This window comes from Nonomuraea mesophila (genome assembly GCF_004352805.1).
GTDB lineage: Bacteria > Actinomycetota > Actinomycetes > Streptosporangiales > Streptosporangiaceae > Nonomuraea > Nonomuraea longispora.
The window spans coordinates 15,707-28,986 of the sequence record NZ_SMLD01000117.1; the positions used below are offsets into that span (position 1 = coordinate 15,707).

Below are 13,280 nucleotides of genomic sequence, written 5' to 3' on the forward strand. Positions count from 1 at the left end.
GCCGCCTCAGAATCGGGTCGTCGCATCGACGCGGGCCTGGCTTCGGATGTCTTGTTCCGTCATGCCGGAGATGTCGGTCAGGGTCGCGCCCCGCAGGTCGGCGTTGGTCAGGGCCGCGCCGGTCAGGTCAGCGCCGCTCAGGTCCGTGTCGCGCAGGTTCGCGCCGGTCAGGTCAGCGCTGCTCAGGTCCGCGCCCTTCAGAAACGCCAGGGGCAGCTTCGCGTTGGTCAGGTTCGCGTTGCCCAGATCCGCGTCGTCCAGACCGGCGCTGGTCAGGTTCGCGTCGGTCAGGTTCGCGCGGCTCAGGTCGGCGTCGAGCAGGCTGGCGCCGGTCAGGTCAGCCTTGATCAGGACCGCGTCGGTCAGCTTCGCCTCGAACAGGCCCACGTCGCGCATGGTCGCCTCGATGAGGGTCGCGCCGGTGAGGGTGGCTCTGGTGAAGTTCGTGTAGGTCAGGTCTGCCTCGGACAGGTCCGCGTCGGTCAAGGTCGCCTGGTTGAGTGTGGCGTATCTCAGGCTCGTACGGGTCAGGTCCGCGTCGGCCAGGTCGGCTTCGGGCAGCCTCACCCTGGCGAGGTTCGCCGCGGCCAGGTCCGCGTTGGTGAGGATCGCCCTGCTCATGTCGGCCTGGGCCAGGCGCGCGCCGGTCAGCCTGGCACCGGGTGCGCGGATCTCCGCCAGGTCGATGGTGCCGGCGTCCAGGTCGGCTTTCCGGCGGCCGACCGTGGTCAGTGCGGCCTGGATGTCGGTGGCCGGTCTCGCGGGAAGCTTCGCCGTGGGTGCGGGGTCGTGTTCGCGGATGAACGCCGTCAGCACGTCGTAGACGCTCTGATGGTCGCGGGGCGAATCCCTGGCGACCCGTTCGAGGGCGTAGATGCCGCCGAGCCGGACATCGAGTTTGCCGGAGCCCAGTTGCTCGACGGCCTTCGTGTACCGGTCGGTGAACTGCGCCTCGCGCGTGGTCTCGAGGGTCTGCGCGGTGTACCACAGGCCTTGCGCGGTGAACACGACACCGCCGATCACGACCAGCCCGGTCGCGGCCTGGATGAGGGTGTGCCTGGCGGAGTTGACCGCTTCGACGCGCTCGTGGGCGGTCAGCTCCCGCCGTTCGGCAGTGGTGAGGACGGCGCGCTCACCGGCCAGGCGGCGGGCCGCGGGACCGAGCAGGAAGGCGATGACCAGGCCGGACGCCGCGGCCAGGGCGATGCCGGCGAGCGTCCACCGGGCCCAGCCGGGAAGCTGCAGGAGCACGGCCCCTCCGGCGGCGGCCACGATCAGAACGAGGACCGGGGAGAGCCGGAGTAACCGGCGCCCCCATGAGGTCGCCTGTGCCTCCTCGGTCACCGGTGGTGGTGGCGCCTGCTCAGGACCTGCCGCGGCGCGCGTTTCGCGTCGGGCTCTGGCCGCCACGGCCGCGGCGACGATCTCAGAGGCCTGCACTCGGGGGCGGCTGCGCTTCATGTCTCAATTCCAGCGCTTCGCCGCATGCGATGGGCCGGACTCGGGACGATAGTCGATCACAATTGCTCGGGGCGGCCGGTCGAGCGGTTCGCCACGTGAAGCACGGGAGTGCAGCAGTGGGTGCCGTGTACGAGTATTACCGGGCCGCTGACCGGGATGCCGCGCTGGCGGATCCGGAGCGTCCGAGGGTCATCGACAGCCCGGACGTGGAGCCCGCGTTCGACGCCGTGGACGCGGGAACGATCGACCCGGAGATCGAGTTCTGCGGCCTGGTCGCGCTGGTTCTCGGTGAGCCGTACTCCGTTGATCTCATCGGCTTGACCTATCTGTATCCGCCGCCCGAAGGAGCGCCGAAGAGCCTGGAAGAGGCGGAGGCTCTGCCGGAAGGGTCGCCCTACCTCGAAGGACCCGGCATCGCGGAGTTCGCGGTGCGGGTTCGTGACGCCTTGGCCGACGTCGAGGACGAGCGCCTGTGGGAGCTGGCGGTCAGCTGGTCGGAGAGCGAATCCTACGAGAGGCACAGTGACGTGGGCCCTCACGACCTCATGCCCGTGATCGAGGAGTTCGTGGGGCTCGCGCGGCGGGCGAAGGAGCACGATCAGCAGCTCTACTGCTACATGGGTGGCTGGTAGAGCAGCGCCTCGTTCCCGGCGTCCGCCGGAGGAACGGACCGGGCCCGCCGTCGCAATCGAACGGATCTACGTCCCATTGAGGTGTGGCGCCGGACATGTCTTTTGGACAGGATCGCTGAGAGCTGATCACGAGGAAGGGACGGCTGCCTCATGCGGATCCCGAGTGTGCGCCGTTGGTGGGCGATGGTGGCGGTCCTGGTCACGGCCGCCGTCCTTCCGGCGGGTCCCGCCTCCGCGGCGACCACGACGTACAAGATCTGGCACTGGAACATGGCCGGGCACCATCAGCACCTGGGCTCCACGACGAACGGCATCATCCAGGCGATCGCCGGCTCGATCAGCTATCGCCGGCCGGACTTCGTGTCGGTCAACGAGATCTGCCGCAACCAGTACGGCGCCGTGATCGACGCCCTGCAGAAGATGGGCTGGCCGCAAGCTCCCACGAACTTCGCCCGCTACGAGCCCATGACGGCGGCCGGCGATCCTCGCTACTGCGCCGGGCACGGCATCGGCATCGCGATCTTCAGCCGTTTCGCGCTCGGAGACACGCTACGGCAGACCCTGCCGGACGACGGGTCGGGCAAGCGGCGCAAACTCCTCTGCGCGCCCGTGGCCGCCGTCAAGCCCACGACCAGGTTCTGCACCACGCACCTGACGACCGTCGCCGCCCACAAGGCCACCCAGCTCGGCAAGGTGCACAGTGTCCTGGAGTCGTACCGCTCCCGTGGAGACATCCCCATCATCGCGGGCGACTTCAACATCCAGCCGGACTCATCGCTGCTGGACAGCTGGTACGACAGCTCGGTCAACACCGACGCCAACCACGGCAACGCCGGCCGCTACCACGAGCTCGACGACCGCGAGGCCCTGTGCCCCGGCTGGGGCGAGCAGACCACCGAGAGCAACAAGCTGGGCGCCTGCGGCCAGTCGGGGAAGGTGGATCTCATCTTCGTCCCCGCCGAGAGGCTGACCGGTTACAGCGCGGACGCCCACCCCATCGGGCACGTCTGCGGCGGCAAGCGCGACAAGCCCTGCTCCGACCACCGCATCGTCGACGCCACCGCCACCGTTTCGACCGGAGGGTGACGCCGCCTCCGATGGACCGGCCGCCGGGCGGTGGATCATCATGGTGCCGTGCGAAGGTTGATCGTCTGCCTGGCCCTGGCGCTGCTGCCGGCCTCCTGCGGCTGGTCCCTGCCGGCCTCGCCCGGTGCGTCCTCCGAGGCGTTCGAGGTGCGTGCGCGTGACGTGGCGGAACGCTGGCAGGGTTCGGCCGCCGACCGGGCCTGGCGGCACGGGTTCGTCGCGCTGGACGTGCTCAACCCGCGCGGCTGGAACCACGTGGGCCGCGTCCCGGCCTGGGTGAACAGGAGCGCGCACAATGGCGCTTGGCGGCTGGACGCCGAACTGCCCACCGGCCCTCCGGCCGACGCCGAGGTGCGGTGGCCGGACGGCGCGCGTTCGCGGGTGCCGCTCATCGCGGCGGCGAGCGCGTACGAGGAGTTCAGCCGACCGGCCGGCCTCGTCGAGGAGCAGTGCCCGGCCAAGGGCTGCCGTCCGCTCCGGGTGACCGGGGTGGAGCTGGGCCGGGTGCCGCTGGAGACCAGTCGCGGCCCGGTGCGCGTGCCGGCCTGGATGTTCACCGTCAAGGGGGTCGAGCAGAAGAAGGTCCACGTGGCGGTCGATCCCTCGGCCGTCTCCGCCCGTCCTGAGCGGGTGGAGGGGGGCGTCGAAGAGGTGATGGCGTACGACCTCGTCGCGGGCAGGCCGCACGACCTGCTGCTCCGCTACGGGCACGGCGCCTGCGACACCGTTCGCGGGGTGCGCGTGCACGAAACGGACCAGGTGGTGGTGGTCGGCGTGGACAAGGAGAACGCCGGTCCCGGCGAGCCCTGCCCGGCGATACTCGAGTCGGCCGTTACCACGGTCGCGCTCGCCCGGCCGCTGGGTGAGCGTCTCGTTCTCGACTCCGGTACGGGGGTGCCGGTGCTGCGGGGACCGGTCCGGCGCTGAGACTCCGCGACGCGGCAGGCCCCTGATCGGCGGTGCAGCCGATCAGGGGCCTGCTGTTCCCCGGTTCCCCAACCGTGTCGCGCGAAGAAGGTTCATCGAGGCGGACAGGACGCCGCCGGTTGTCTCAGAGGATGGTGATGGTGTCGACGTGCGGCGGCCTGTTCGGGAAATACATGATGGTCCAGCGCTTGATGCGGACCTTGGCGCCGTTGTAATCGAGATATTCGATGTCGTTGTTCCCGGTGGAGATCTGGTCGGCCCACAGCCGGACGGACATCGTCCCCTTGTTCGCGTAGCAGCGTACGCGGGTGACCGTCTGGTTTCCGTCGTGCCCCGTGAACTTCAGCAGGTCCGTACGGTTGCCGCAGTTCACGATGTTGATGGCGTGGGCGGTGCCGGCCGGCAGATTGACTGCGAAAACAGCGGCCATCGCGGCCACCACGAAACAACTGCGCAGCTTTTTCATTCCAGGCATCTCTGCGTCTCCTGGTGTCGTGGATTACGCCCTCGGCGTGCGGGCTCGGTCCGTGACAGCCGATTGTTTATTCATATATTGCGACATGTCAATAAAGTATTTGATTCGGTCTTTCGGGAACGTGTGTACAAGATGTCTTTCCCGATGTACGGTCCCCGGCGTACCGGGGCCGCGCGTCAGAGGGCGAGGACTCGCTCGACGGTGCCCGAGTCCAGGTCGACGAGGTGCGCGTCGGGAAAGCGGAGGTCCGTCCAGAAGCCGCCGGGGTCCTTCAGGCCCAGCCGCGCCCGCACCCAGACGGTCATCGCCATGCCGTGTGTCGCCACCACGAGCGGGCGGCCGCCGGCGCGTACGAGCTGCTCGGTGATCCCGGCGTCGAAGCGCGCGGCGACGTCGGCTCGCGGCTCCCAGTCCGGGTGGTCCACGCCGTCGACGTAGGCACGGCGCAGCTCGCGATAGCCGCCTTCCCACGGCTCCACGCGAGTGACCTCGTTGAACCGCCGGTCACGCGCGATCGTGTCGTGCCCGCCCAAGGTCTGCCACGCTTTGCGCTCCTCGCTGGAGACGAGCCGGGCGTCCCCGGGCAGCCGGGCGACCAGCCGGCGGGCCGCCTGCCGTCCCTCGGCGCTGAGCGGCCACTCGTGCGGTGGCACGGCCGGGCCGTGAGCGGGCATGGCGTGGCGGACCAGAAGCAACATGGGAGGAACCTACCGAGCGACCTCCCGGCGGTCGGCGCCGGGCGGAACGGCCGCGGGGTCCGGGGCGGCGCGTCGGAACTCGCTCGGGCTGACGCCCCGGATGCGTTTGAAGGCCGCGCTGAAGGTGAACGCGTCGGAGTAGCCGACGGCGTGCGCGATCTCGGCGAGGGTCGCCGTCTCGCGCTCGGCCAGCAGGTCGGCCGCGAGCGTCATGCGCCAGCGGGTGAGGTAGGTCAGCGGCGGTTCGCCGACCAGGTCGGCGAACCGCCTGGCCAGGGTGGAGCGTGACACGCCGGTCCGGCCGGCCAGAGAGGACACCGTCCAGGGAGCCGTCGGTTCCGCGTGCAGCAGACGCAGCGCGTCGCCGACCACCGGGTCGCGCTGGGCGGTGTACCAGGCGGGCGGCTCGCCGCCGGGCCGGTCGAAGTATTCGCGCAGGGCGCAGACCAGCAACCAGTCCAGCAGCCGGTCCAGGACCACCTGCTGGCCCGGGGTGTCGGCGGCGACCTCGGCGGCGAGGTGGCCGAGCACGGCGTCGGCGCCGCCGCCGGACGCCACGCGCAGCACCACGGGCAGCGTGTCCAGGAGCCTGCGGCTGATCTCTCCGCGCACCGGGTAGGCGCCGACGATCAGCGTCGTCGCGCCGGCGGGGGGCTCGGCGCAACCGTCGTTCCAGCCGAGCCGGTGCCGGGTCCCGCCCTGCTCGGGCGTCGCGCAGTGCTCGCCGCACGCGATCGGCTCGGCCTGGGTGCCGACCTCGTCGACGAAGGTGAACGGCGCGGGGCCTCGTACGATGACCGTCTCGCCGGCGCTGAGCCGCTCGGGCGGCCGGCCCTCGGGCACGATCCAGCCCGTCCCGCCGAGCACGGTGCACAGCGTCAGCGGTGCGCCGTCCACGAAGTGCAGCGCCCAGGGCGGCGACAGGGTCGAGCTGCCGAACAACGAACCCTGCGCCCGCATCCCGCGGAAGAGGTCACTGAAGGCGTCCACCCCACCGAGGCTAGACGATGACACATGCGATCCGGCTTCTCACCTATGGAATCGTCCGACCGGGCGCCGTTGAATCGTCCTCATGAGCAACGACATGACGCTGGTCCTCGGCGCCACCGGCAAGACCGGCCGGCGCGTCGCCGCCCGGTTGCGGCTGAACGGCACGCCGGTGCGCGCCGCCTCCCGTACGAGCCCGGTGCGCTTCGACTGGTCCGACCCCGGCGGCTGGGACGCGGCGCTGGACGGCGTCACCGCCGCCTACGTGGTGCCGCCGGCCGTGCCGGGACCGGTGCACGAGTTCGTGGCGCGGGCCGCCGCCTCCGGCGTGCGGCGGCTGGTCCTGCTCTCCGGGCGCGGCGCCGACACCTGGGGCGAGTCCACGTTCGGGCTGGACATGCGCTCGGCCGAGGACGCCGTACGCGGTTCGGAGCTGGAGTGGACGGTGCTGCGGGCGTCGAACTTCGACCAGAACTTCGACGAGGACCTCTTCCACGCCCCGCTGGTCGCCGGCGCGCTGGCGCTCCCCGCCGGCACGGTGCCCGAGCCGTTCATCGACGTGGAGGACGTCGCCGACGCCGCGGCAGCGGTCCTGGGGCAGCCCGGCCGGCACGCCGGGCGCGTCTACGAGCTGACCGGGCCGCGCGGGCTGACCTTCGCCGAGGCGGTCGAGCTGATCTCCCGGGCGTCCGGGCTGCCCATCGCCTACAAGCAGGTCTCTCCCGCCGAGTACGCCGCGGCGCTGGTCGAGGAGGGCTGGGACGAGACCGGCGCCCACCACGTCGCCGAGATGTTCGTCCTGATGGAGCGGGGGAAGCTGGCCGGGACGACGGACGACGTGGCCGCCGTGCTGGGCCGTACGCCCCGGACCTTCGAGGACTACGCCGTACGGGCCGCCGCAGCGGGAGCCTGGCTCCCGTGACCGGCCACCGCAATCCAGAAAGGGCCGTGATGAGCACCGCCACCAGCCGGCTGACCGCCGAGGACCTCGAGTTCCTCGCCCGCCCCCTGCTCGGTTTCCTGACCGTGGCCGGGGGAAAGCAGCCACCCCAGCCCCGGCCCGTGTGGTTCGAGGCCACCGCCGACGGGACGGTCCAGTTCTTCACGGAGCCGGACTCGCTGAAGATACGGCGCCTGCGCCGCGACCCCCGCGCCTCGATCGTGGTCGCGGCCCCGGTGGGCGAGCGCGAACGCTGGGTGTCCGTCGCCGGCCGCGTCACGATCGAGGCCGACGGGGCGCACGACCTGTGTGCCCGCCTTGCCGCTCGCTACTGGGACCTCGCCGACGAGGAGCGGGCCGGCGACCTCGCGACCATGCTCGCCGGCGACCAGCTCCAGGTCGTCATCCATCCGGAGACCGTGCAGCGTCAGACGTACTGATTGCGGTGTGCTGTCTTCGGGATGTCTCCGAGTGCCAACCTTCCGGCGTGCCCACAGCGTCTGGAGGTTACTGACATGAGGAGAGAGCGTTGGATCGCAATGCCAGTTTTCAGGCATTCGCCGATGCGCACCAACACCGGTTGATGCGCCTGGCATATCTGCTGACCGGCGACGTGCACCTCGGCGGCCTGCATCGAGCCCGCCCCGGCAGCATGGCTCTCGTGGTCAAGGCCGGATCCAGGATCCGGAGCGTGGCCGGCCTCAAGGGCAGGAAGATCGGGGTCCCCCACCTCCGGGGGCTGCCGGCGCTCTCCGCCGTGGCCATGCTGAAACGGGGCGGGCTGGACCCTGATGACGTCGTCCTCGTCGAGAGCCCCTACCACCACGGGGTCAAGGCGGCACTCCTGGCCGAGCCCTACCTGACCGCGGGCTTGCGGGAGGGACGTGTGCCGGTGCTGCCGCCGGCAGGGTTCGAGGGGCTGCCCACGGCGGGCTGGATGGCCGCCGACGACTGGATCAAGGACAACCCCCGTACGCTGCGGGCCTTCCAGCGTGCGCTGGCCAAGGCGCACCGCCTGATCGCGGCTGATCCCGGGCAGGTGGTGCGGGTGCTTCCCTCGTACGCCAGGGTGACGTCGAGCGACCTCGACGGGGTCGAGCTCGGGTCGTACTCCGCCGACCTCGACGTGCCGGGCCTGCAGCGGCTGGCCGATCTGGCGCGGCGCCACTCCGTGCTGCGCGAGCCTCTCGACGTGCGGGACTTCGTCATCAAGTAGGCGACCGCGGTCAGTCCGTCCGAGGCCACAGGTCGTACGGGTTGCGCCCCGGGCGGAACCCGTGGGCCTGTGCCAGGTCCGCCGCGTCCCTCAACCCGCGGGCGACGGCCGCGGGTTCGTGGGCGTCGCTGCCGAACGTGACCGCCTCCCCGCCCTCCTCGTGCCACCACCTGACGATGACCGCGTGCAGCGGTATGCGTGTGTTGATCTCCAGAGCCCTGCCCGAACGGGCGGTCGTCCGCAGCGCGTGCCGGAACCCCTCCTCGAACGCGGCCGGGTCGAACGGGCCCGCCTCCCGCTCCGGCCAGTATCGGATCGGATAGTCGATGTGGGCCAGCACGGAGAACGCCTCGCTGCCGGCGGCGAGCCTGGCGACCTCGGCCAGGTAGTCGCGTACGACGTCGGCCGCGGGCCGGTGCCCGTACAGGCCTGGGGGTTCGGCGAAACCGTCACCGTGGGGGAGGCAGTGCAGGGACCCGAGCACCCGATCGAAGCGCCCGGCGGCGAGCACCTTGGCGACGGCGGCGGCGTGCCAGTGAGGTTCGCCCAGCTCCAGGCCGCTCAGGATGCGAAGGGCCGGGAAACGTTCGCGGCAGCGCTCGATCTCCTCCAGGTAGGAAGCCGGGTCGAACGCCGGCGGGGTGAGCAGCCCGTCCGGCGCGGCCAGGGTCGCGAGGTGGTCGCCGGGGGCGAGGGCGTCGAGGGCCACCGTCCAGACCGTGTGGTCGACGTGCTCGGTGAAGGCGATCGCCGTCAGCCCCAGCTCGACCGCCCGCGCGCACGAGCGCTCCATCGAGCCCCGCGGGGCGTCCCAGGACCATTCGCTGTGCACGTGGCTGTCCGCCGGCACCGTCATGCGTCACCACCCGGCAGGTGGTTCTCGGCGGTGATCGCCTTCAGGGCCCGCCGCAGGTGCGCGTAGGCGGGCTCGCCGATGGTCTCGGCGTGCCTGCGCTCGATGCCGGCGATGATCTCGTCGGCCTGGCGTTGCTGGTCGAGGCCGCGTTCGGTCGGCACCACGAGTTTGGCGCGGCGGTCGGCCGGATCCGGCCGGCGCTCCACGTAGCCGAGCGCTTCGAGCTCGTCGACCAGCCGGCCGACGATCTGCTTGTGCCGGCCCGAGAGCCGTGCGAGCTCGGTCGCGCGGACGCCGCCCGCGTCGAGGTAGGCCAGGATCGCGCCGTGGCGCGGGCTCACGTCGCCGTGCCCTCTCTCCGCGAGCCGGGCGAAGACCTCCCGCTGCAACGAGAACAACAACCGTGCGGCGAGGATGCCCAGGTCGGGATCCTGCGTGATCACCCGGATGCGGTCGCCGGCTGGAGGATGCGTCACCCCAACATGGTAACCCTTCATAACAGTCACTTCTTGTGATAGTCACATATTGAGACTATTTTCCGAGGAAAGGACGGACGATGAGCCGCACAGTCCTCATCACCGGGGCGACAGGAAGCGTGTCGAGCGCCCTGCTCGACGCCCTCGACGGCTCCGCTCTCAACCTCAGGGCGCTGGTCCGCGACCGGGCCAGGGCCGGCGCGCTGGAACGGCGCGGCATCGAGGTCGTCACCGGCGACCTGGGCGATCCGGGCACGCTGCCGCACGCCTTCAAGGAGGTGGACGACCTGTGGTTGCTGACCGCCATGGATCCGCGCCGCCCGCCCCGCCGCTTCGCCGACTTCGCCCGCGACCACAGGGCGGCGTTCAGGTGAGCTCCGCCAGGACGGCCGCCACGGCGTCGTACGAGTCGCCGACCGCGCCGCCGAGCCGGTGGCGCTCCAGTCGCACGGCGCCGAGGTGGCGGAGCTCATAGATCAGCGACCGCCACACCGCCGCGGGGCTTTCGTCCCGCTCGCCGTACGCCTCCCAGAACGCCACCCGCTCGTCCTGCTTGGACGCGGCCATCCGGATCGGCCAGTCGGCGGCCGGATCGCCCCACAACGTGCGGTCCAGGTCGAACACCCCGGAGATGACGGGTTCGGGGGCGTCCGCGGCGATCATGATGTTGACGGTCCACAGGTCCCCGCTGAGCAGGCGAGGTTCGGTGATCTCGTCGAGCACGGCGGCGCGCTCGTCGGCCAGCGCCGCGGCCTTACGCAGGTCGGCCGCGTCCAGCCCCAGCCCGTCCAGGTCGGTCACGATGTCGCGCAACGACGCGGTCACCGCCTGGCTCCACGTGTCGTACGCCGGGCCCGCCACAGGGCCGAACCGGGTGCCTCGTACCGTGTGCACGGTTCTGGCGATCTCTCCGACCTGCCGGAAGAACCCCGTACGTGACCGGCGCGGATACGTCGACAGCCCTTGGGCGGCGGGAACGCCGTCGAGCAGGGTCTGCACCATGTAGTCCCGGTCGACCAGTTCGTGCGACCAGTCGGCCACGATGACGCGGGGCATCAGCGGGGCGATCTTCGCGAGGTGCGGCACGGTGGCGTACTCGTTGCGCATGAGCTCACGTTCGGAGACGAACTGGCGGCCGGGGGCGGGAGCGAAGCGCACGATCACCGGACGGGTCACGCCCTCCACGGTGACGCGGTAGGTGGTGTTGTACATCCCCAGGCCCAGCTCGACCGCCGACACCACGCGCGTGTCCGGGCCGAGCGCGCGGCGGCAGACCGCCTGGATCCGGTCGGCGCTCACCTGCTGCTGGAACGATCCTGCGGGGCGCTCGATCGGCTGGACATCCATCCGTTCATCCTGGTGTACGGGGGTGGCGGGGGGTGTGGTGGCCTCGTGGTCCGGTGGCCCAGGTGAAAACCGCGTGACATTTGATGGCGATTGTCGGAATGTTGAGCGCGGTCGATGAGTTTTGTCGGTGGCACAGGTCAATCTGTGCATGACATCGACTTCTTGCGAGACCCCCGAGACCCGGGGCCGGGATGCCGGCCGCGACGACGTCTCGTCCCACAACCCCGATCGAGGTGCCGTGCCCAGTCCATTGCTCGACAAGCCTGCCAGATCCGCGACCGCCGTCAAGGGGCGCACCCCGCCCGTGATCCGGTTGCTGGTGCTGGCCACGTTCGTGGTCATCCTCAACGAGACGATCATGATCAACGCGATCCCGCAGTTGATGAGCGCGTTGCACATCACCGAGCAGACCGCGCAGTGGCTCTCGACCGCGTTCATGCTGACCATGGCCGCGGTGATCCCGATCACCGGCTGGTTCCTGCAGCGGGTGTCCACCCGCACCGCCTACACCGTCGCCATGGGGCTGTTCCTGGCCGGCACGGCGCTGGCCGCCGTGGCGCCGTCGTTCACCGTGCTGCTGGCCGCCCGCATCGTTCAGGCGTCGGGGACGGCCGTGATGATGCCGCTGCTGATGACCACGTTGATGCAGGTGGTGCCGGAGGAGGACCGCGGCCGGGTGATGGGCAACGTCAGCCTGGCCATGTCGGTGGCGCCCGCGATGGGCCCGACGGTCTCCGGGGTGATCCTGCAGTTCGGGTCGTGGCGGCTGCTGTTCGCCGTGGTGCTCCCCATCGCCGCCGCGGTGACCTGGGGCGGGCTGCGGCAGCTCAAGAACGTCGGAGAGCCCCGCTACAGCACCGTCGACTGGCTGAGCGTGGTGACCGCGGCAGCGGGCTTCGGCGGCCTGGTCTACGGGCTCAGCCGGTTCGAGGGCGGTGACGCCCGCGTCGCCGGCGCCATCGTGGCCGCCGGTCTGCTGTCCATCACCGTGTTCGTCGTCCGCCAGTTGTCGCTGCAGAAGCGCGGCGTGCCGCTGCTGGACCTGCGCACCCTGCGCCACCGCACCTACACGCTCGCGCTGATCATGATGTGCGTGGCGTTCATGGCGATGCTCGGCTCGATGATCCTGCTACCGCTCTACCTGCAGAACCTCCGCGACCTCAGCGCGCTGGAGACCGGGCTGCTCGTCATGCCGGGCGGGCTCGCGATGGGGCTGCTCGGCCCGAGCGTGGGCCGGCTGTTCGACCGGTTCGGCGGCCGGGTGCTGGTCATCCCCGGCTCCGTCGGCATCATGCTCGCGCTCATCGGCTTCACCCAGGTCACGATGACCACGCCGATCTGGCTGCTCCTCGGCATGCACATGCTGCTGATGGTGAGCCTGGCCGCGACCTTCACCCCGGTGTTCACCCTCGCGCTCGGAGCGGTTCCGTCGTCGCTCTACTCCCACGCCAGCTCGATTTTGAGCACGCTGCAGCAGGTCGCCGCCGCCATGGGCACCGCGCTCGTGATCACCGTGATGAGCGCGCGGGCCGAGTCCCTGCGCGCGGACGGGGTGACGGAGGTGCTCGCCAACCTCGGCGGCATGCGGCTGGCCTTCATCATCGGCGCGGTGTTGTCCGTGGTCGTGGTCGGCACCGCCCTGCTCCTGCCGGCCCGGGCCGGCAACAGCGCGGCCTCCGACGAGCCGGCCGCGACGGAGGGCTGAGCTCATCGGGCGCGGCAGGTCAGCGCTCGACCTGGGCGAGGAAGATCCGCCACGTCGACTTGGCGAGGTCGGCGCCCTCCGCGCAGATCTCCTGGGCCTCCCCGCGCAGCGGCGGCGGGGGCCGCGGCGCGTCGCTGAGCCCGTAGCAGGGGATCGGGTCGCGCAGCCGGGTGAGCATCTCCTGCATCTTGCGGGCGGTGAGCAGCACCGCGCCATAGAGCAGTTCGGCGTGCTCGGGCTCCTGCTCGCGCAGCCGGCGCGCGGTGCCGGCGACGACCTTGCCGGCCGCCGCGAGCGCCCTGCCGCAGGCCTTGCTGGTCAGCGGGGTGCGCCGGGTGCACCTGTCCAGCTCTGACGCCCCCGGGTGCGCCGCCATGGCCGCTTCGAAGGCATCCTGTACGTCCTTCGTCAGCTTCGGCGTCCCCGGCGAGCCACTGGGGGAGACGGTGCCGGCGGTGGGAGTGGCGGTGGGGG

Annotated in this window: 16 protein-coding genes; 8 read left to right on the plus strand and 8 right to left on the minus strand. The window is 71.0% G+C overall.

Going from position 1 to position 13,280, the window contains the following annotated elements; genetic code table 11:
* Positions 1-6: 6 nt before the first annotated feature.
* Complete coding sequence (locus tag E1295_RS33250; RefSeq protein ID WP_132636676.1) at positions 7-1,461, minus strand: pentapeptide repeat-containing protein; 1,455 nt, start codon at positions 1,459-1,461, stop codon at positions 7-9.
* Between the two features lie 116 nt (positions 1,462-1,577).
* On the opposite strand from E1295_RS33250, the gene E1295_RS33255 reads away from it, so the two are divergent.
* The 3 genes from E1295_RS33255 (at position 1,578) to E1295_RS33265 (ending at position 4,106) form a co-directional block, all read left to right on the plus strand.
* Complete coding sequence (locus E1295_RS33255) at positions 1,578-2,093, plus strand: hypothetical protein (protein WP_132636678.1); 516 nt, start codon at positions 1,578-1,580, stop codon at positions 2,091-2,093.
* A 150-nt stretch (positions 2,094-2,243) separates the two neighbouring features.
* Positions 2,244-3,179 carry an endonuclease/exonuclease/phosphatase family protein gene (locus tag E1295_RS33260; protein WP_132636680.1) on the plus strand — a complete coding sequence of 312 codons (936 nt, stop codon included), beginning with the start codon at positions 2,244-2,246 and terminating at the stop codon, positions 3,177-3,179.
* A gap of 48 nt (positions 3,180-3,227) precedes the next feature.
* Entirely contained in the window at positions 3,228-4,106 is an 879-nt protein-coding gene (locus tag E1295_RS33265) for a hypothetical protein (RefSeq protein ID WP_132636682.1), read from the plus strand.
* Positions 4,107-4,230: 124 nt separating this feature from the next.
* On the opposite strand, the gene E1295_RS33270 is transcribed toward E1295_RS33265, so the two are convergent.
* The 3 genes from E1295_RS33270 to E1295_RS33280 form a co-directional block, all read right to left on the minus strand.
* Positions 4,231-4,581: a beta/gamma crystallin domain-containing protein gene (locus E1295_RS33270; protein ID WP_132636684.1), complete on the minus strand. Its 351-nt coding sequence runs from the start codon at positions 4,579-4,581 to the stop codon at positions 4,231-4,233.
* A 176-nt stretch (positions 4,582-4,757) separates the two neighbouring features.
* Positions 4,758-5,279: a histidine phosphatase family protein gene (locus E1295_RS33275; RefSeq protein WP_132636686.1), complete on the minus strand. Its 522-nt coding sequence runs from the start codon at positions 5,277-5,279 to the stop codon at positions 4,758-4,760.
* A gap of 9 nt (positions 5,280-5,288) precedes the next feature.
* Complete coding sequence (locus tag E1295_RS33280; protein WP_132636688.1) at positions 5,289-6,269, minus strand: AraC family transcriptional regulator; 981 nt, start codon at positions 6,267-6,269, stop codon at positions 5,289-5,291.
* 82 nt (positions 6,270-6,351) lie between these two features.
* On the opposite strand from E1295_RS33280, the gene E1295_RS33285 reads away from it, so the two are divergent.
* The 3 genes from E1295_RS33285 to E1295_RS33295 all read left to right on the plus strand — a co-directional run bounded on the left by E1295_RS33285 (position 6,352) and on the right by E1295_RS33295 (position 8,422).
* A complete protein-coding gene (locus E1295_RS33285; protein WP_132636690.1) occupies positions 6,352-7,188 on the plus strand; it encodes an NAD(P)H-binding protein in 837 nt (278 codons plus the stop codon).
* 29 nt (positions 7,189-7,217) lie between these two features.
* Positions 7,218-7,646 carry a pyridoxamine 5'-phosphate oxidase family protein gene (locus tag E1295_RS33290; protein ID WP_132636692.1) on the plus strand — a complete coding sequence of 143 codons (429 nt, stop codon included), beginning with the start codon at positions 7,218-7,220 and terminating at the stop codon, positions 7,644-7,646.
* A 143-nt stretch (positions 7,647-7,789) separates the two neighbouring features.
* Positions 7,790-8,422: an ABC transporter substrate-binding protein gene (locus E1295_RS33295; protein WP_132636694.1), complete on the plus strand. Its 633-nt coding sequence runs from the start codon at positions 7,790-7,792 to the stop codon at positions 8,420-8,422.
* Between the two features lie 10 nt (positions 8,423-8,432).
* Here the strand turns inward: E1295_RS33295 and E1295_RS33300 are convergent, their stop codons facing one another.
* Both E1295_RS33300 and E1295_RS33305 read right to left on the minus strand, forming a co-directional pair.
* Complete coding sequence (locus E1295_RS33300) at positions 8,433-9,278, minus strand: PHP domain-containing protein (protein ID WP_132636696.1); 846 nt, start codon at positions 9,276-9,278, stop codon at positions 8,433-8,435.
* Positions 9,275-9,754 (minus strand): MarR family winged helix-turn-helix transcriptional regulator, encoded by a 480-nt coding sequence (locus tag E1295_RS33305; protein ID WP_281284785.1) that lies wholly within the window; start codon positions 9,752-9,754, stop codon positions 9,275-9,277. Before E1295_RS33305 ends, E1295_RS33300 begins: the two co-directional genes overlap by 4 nt.
* Positions 9,755-9,834: 80 nt before the next feature.
* On the opposite strand from E1295_RS33305, the gene E1295_RS33310 reads away from it, so the two are divergent.
* Positions 9,835-10,128 (plus strand): SDR family oxidoreductase, encoded by a 294-nt coding sequence (locus E1295_RS33310; RefSeq protein WP_132636700.1) that lies wholly within the window; start codon positions 9,835-9,837, stop codon positions 10,126-10,128.
* Here the strand turns inward: E1295_RS33310 and E1295_RS33315 are convergent.
* Complete coding sequence (locus E1295_RS33315) at positions 10,121-11,101, minus strand: phosphotransferase family protein (protein WP_132636702.1); 981 nt, start codon at positions 11,099-11,101, stop codon at positions 10,121-10,123. The genes E1295_RS33310 and E1295_RS33315 overlap by 8 nt on opposite strands.
* 238 nt (positions 11,102-11,339) lie before the next feature.
* Between E1295_RS33315 and E1295_RS33320 the strand changes: the two genes are divergently transcribed.
* Positions 11,340-12,806 (plus strand): MDR family MFS transporter, encoded by a 1,467-nt coding sequence (locus E1295_RS33320; protein ID WP_246080636.1) that lies wholly within the window; start codon positions 11,340-11,342, stop codon positions 12,804-12,806.
* 19 nt (positions 12,807-12,825) lie between these two features.
* On the opposite strand, the gene E1295_RS49120 is transcribed toward E1295_RS33320, so the two are convergent.
* On the minus strand, positions 12,826-13,280 hold a 455-nt coding region (locus tag E1295_RS49120; protein ID WP_166427521.1), incomplete at its 5' end, for a hypothetical protein.

Bases quoted from the DNA above. Each gene is read 5' to 3' on its own strand.
- E1295_RS33250 (WP_132636676.1), bottom strand. From the start codon at position 1,461: ATGAAGCGCAGCCGCCCCCGAGTGCAGGCCTCTGAGATCGTCGCCGCG.
- E1295_RS33260 (WP_132636680.1), top strand. From the start codon at position 2,244: ATGCGGATCCCGAGTGTGCGCCGTTGGTGGGCGATGGTGGCGGTCCTG.
- E1295_RS33270 (WP_132636684.1), bottom strand. From the start codon at position 4,581: ATGCCTGGAATGAAAAAGCTGCGCAGTTGTTTCGTGGTGGCCGCGATG.
- E1295_RS33275 (WP_132636686.1), bottom strand. From the start codon at position 5,279: ATGTTGCTTCTGGTCCGCCACGCCATGCCCGCTCACGGCCCGGCCGTG.
- E1295_RS33285 (WP_132636690.1), top strand. From the start codon at position 6,352: ATGAGCAACGACATGACGCTGGTCCTCGGCGCCACCGGCAAGACCGGC.
- E1295_RS33290 (WP_132636692.1), top strand. From the start codon at position 7,218: ATGAGCACCGCCACCAGCCGGCTGACCGCCGAGGACCTCGAGTTCCTC.
- E1295_RS33295 (WP_132636694.1), top strand. From the start codon at position 7,790: ATGCGCCTGGCATATCTGCTGACCGGCGACGTGCACCTCGGCGGCCTG.
- E1295_RS33300 (WP_132636696.1), bottom strand. From the start codon at position 9,278: ATGACGGTGCCGGCGGACAGCCACGTGCACAGCGAATGGTCCTGGGAC.
- E1295_RS33310 (WP_132636700.1), top strand. From the start codon at position 9,835: ATGAGCCGCACAGTCCTCATCACCGGGGCGACAGGAAGCGTGTCGAGC.
- E1295_RS33315 (WP_132636702.1), bottom strand. From the start codon at position 11,101: ATGGATGTCCAGCCGATCGAGCGCCCCGCAGGATCGTTCCAGCAGCAG.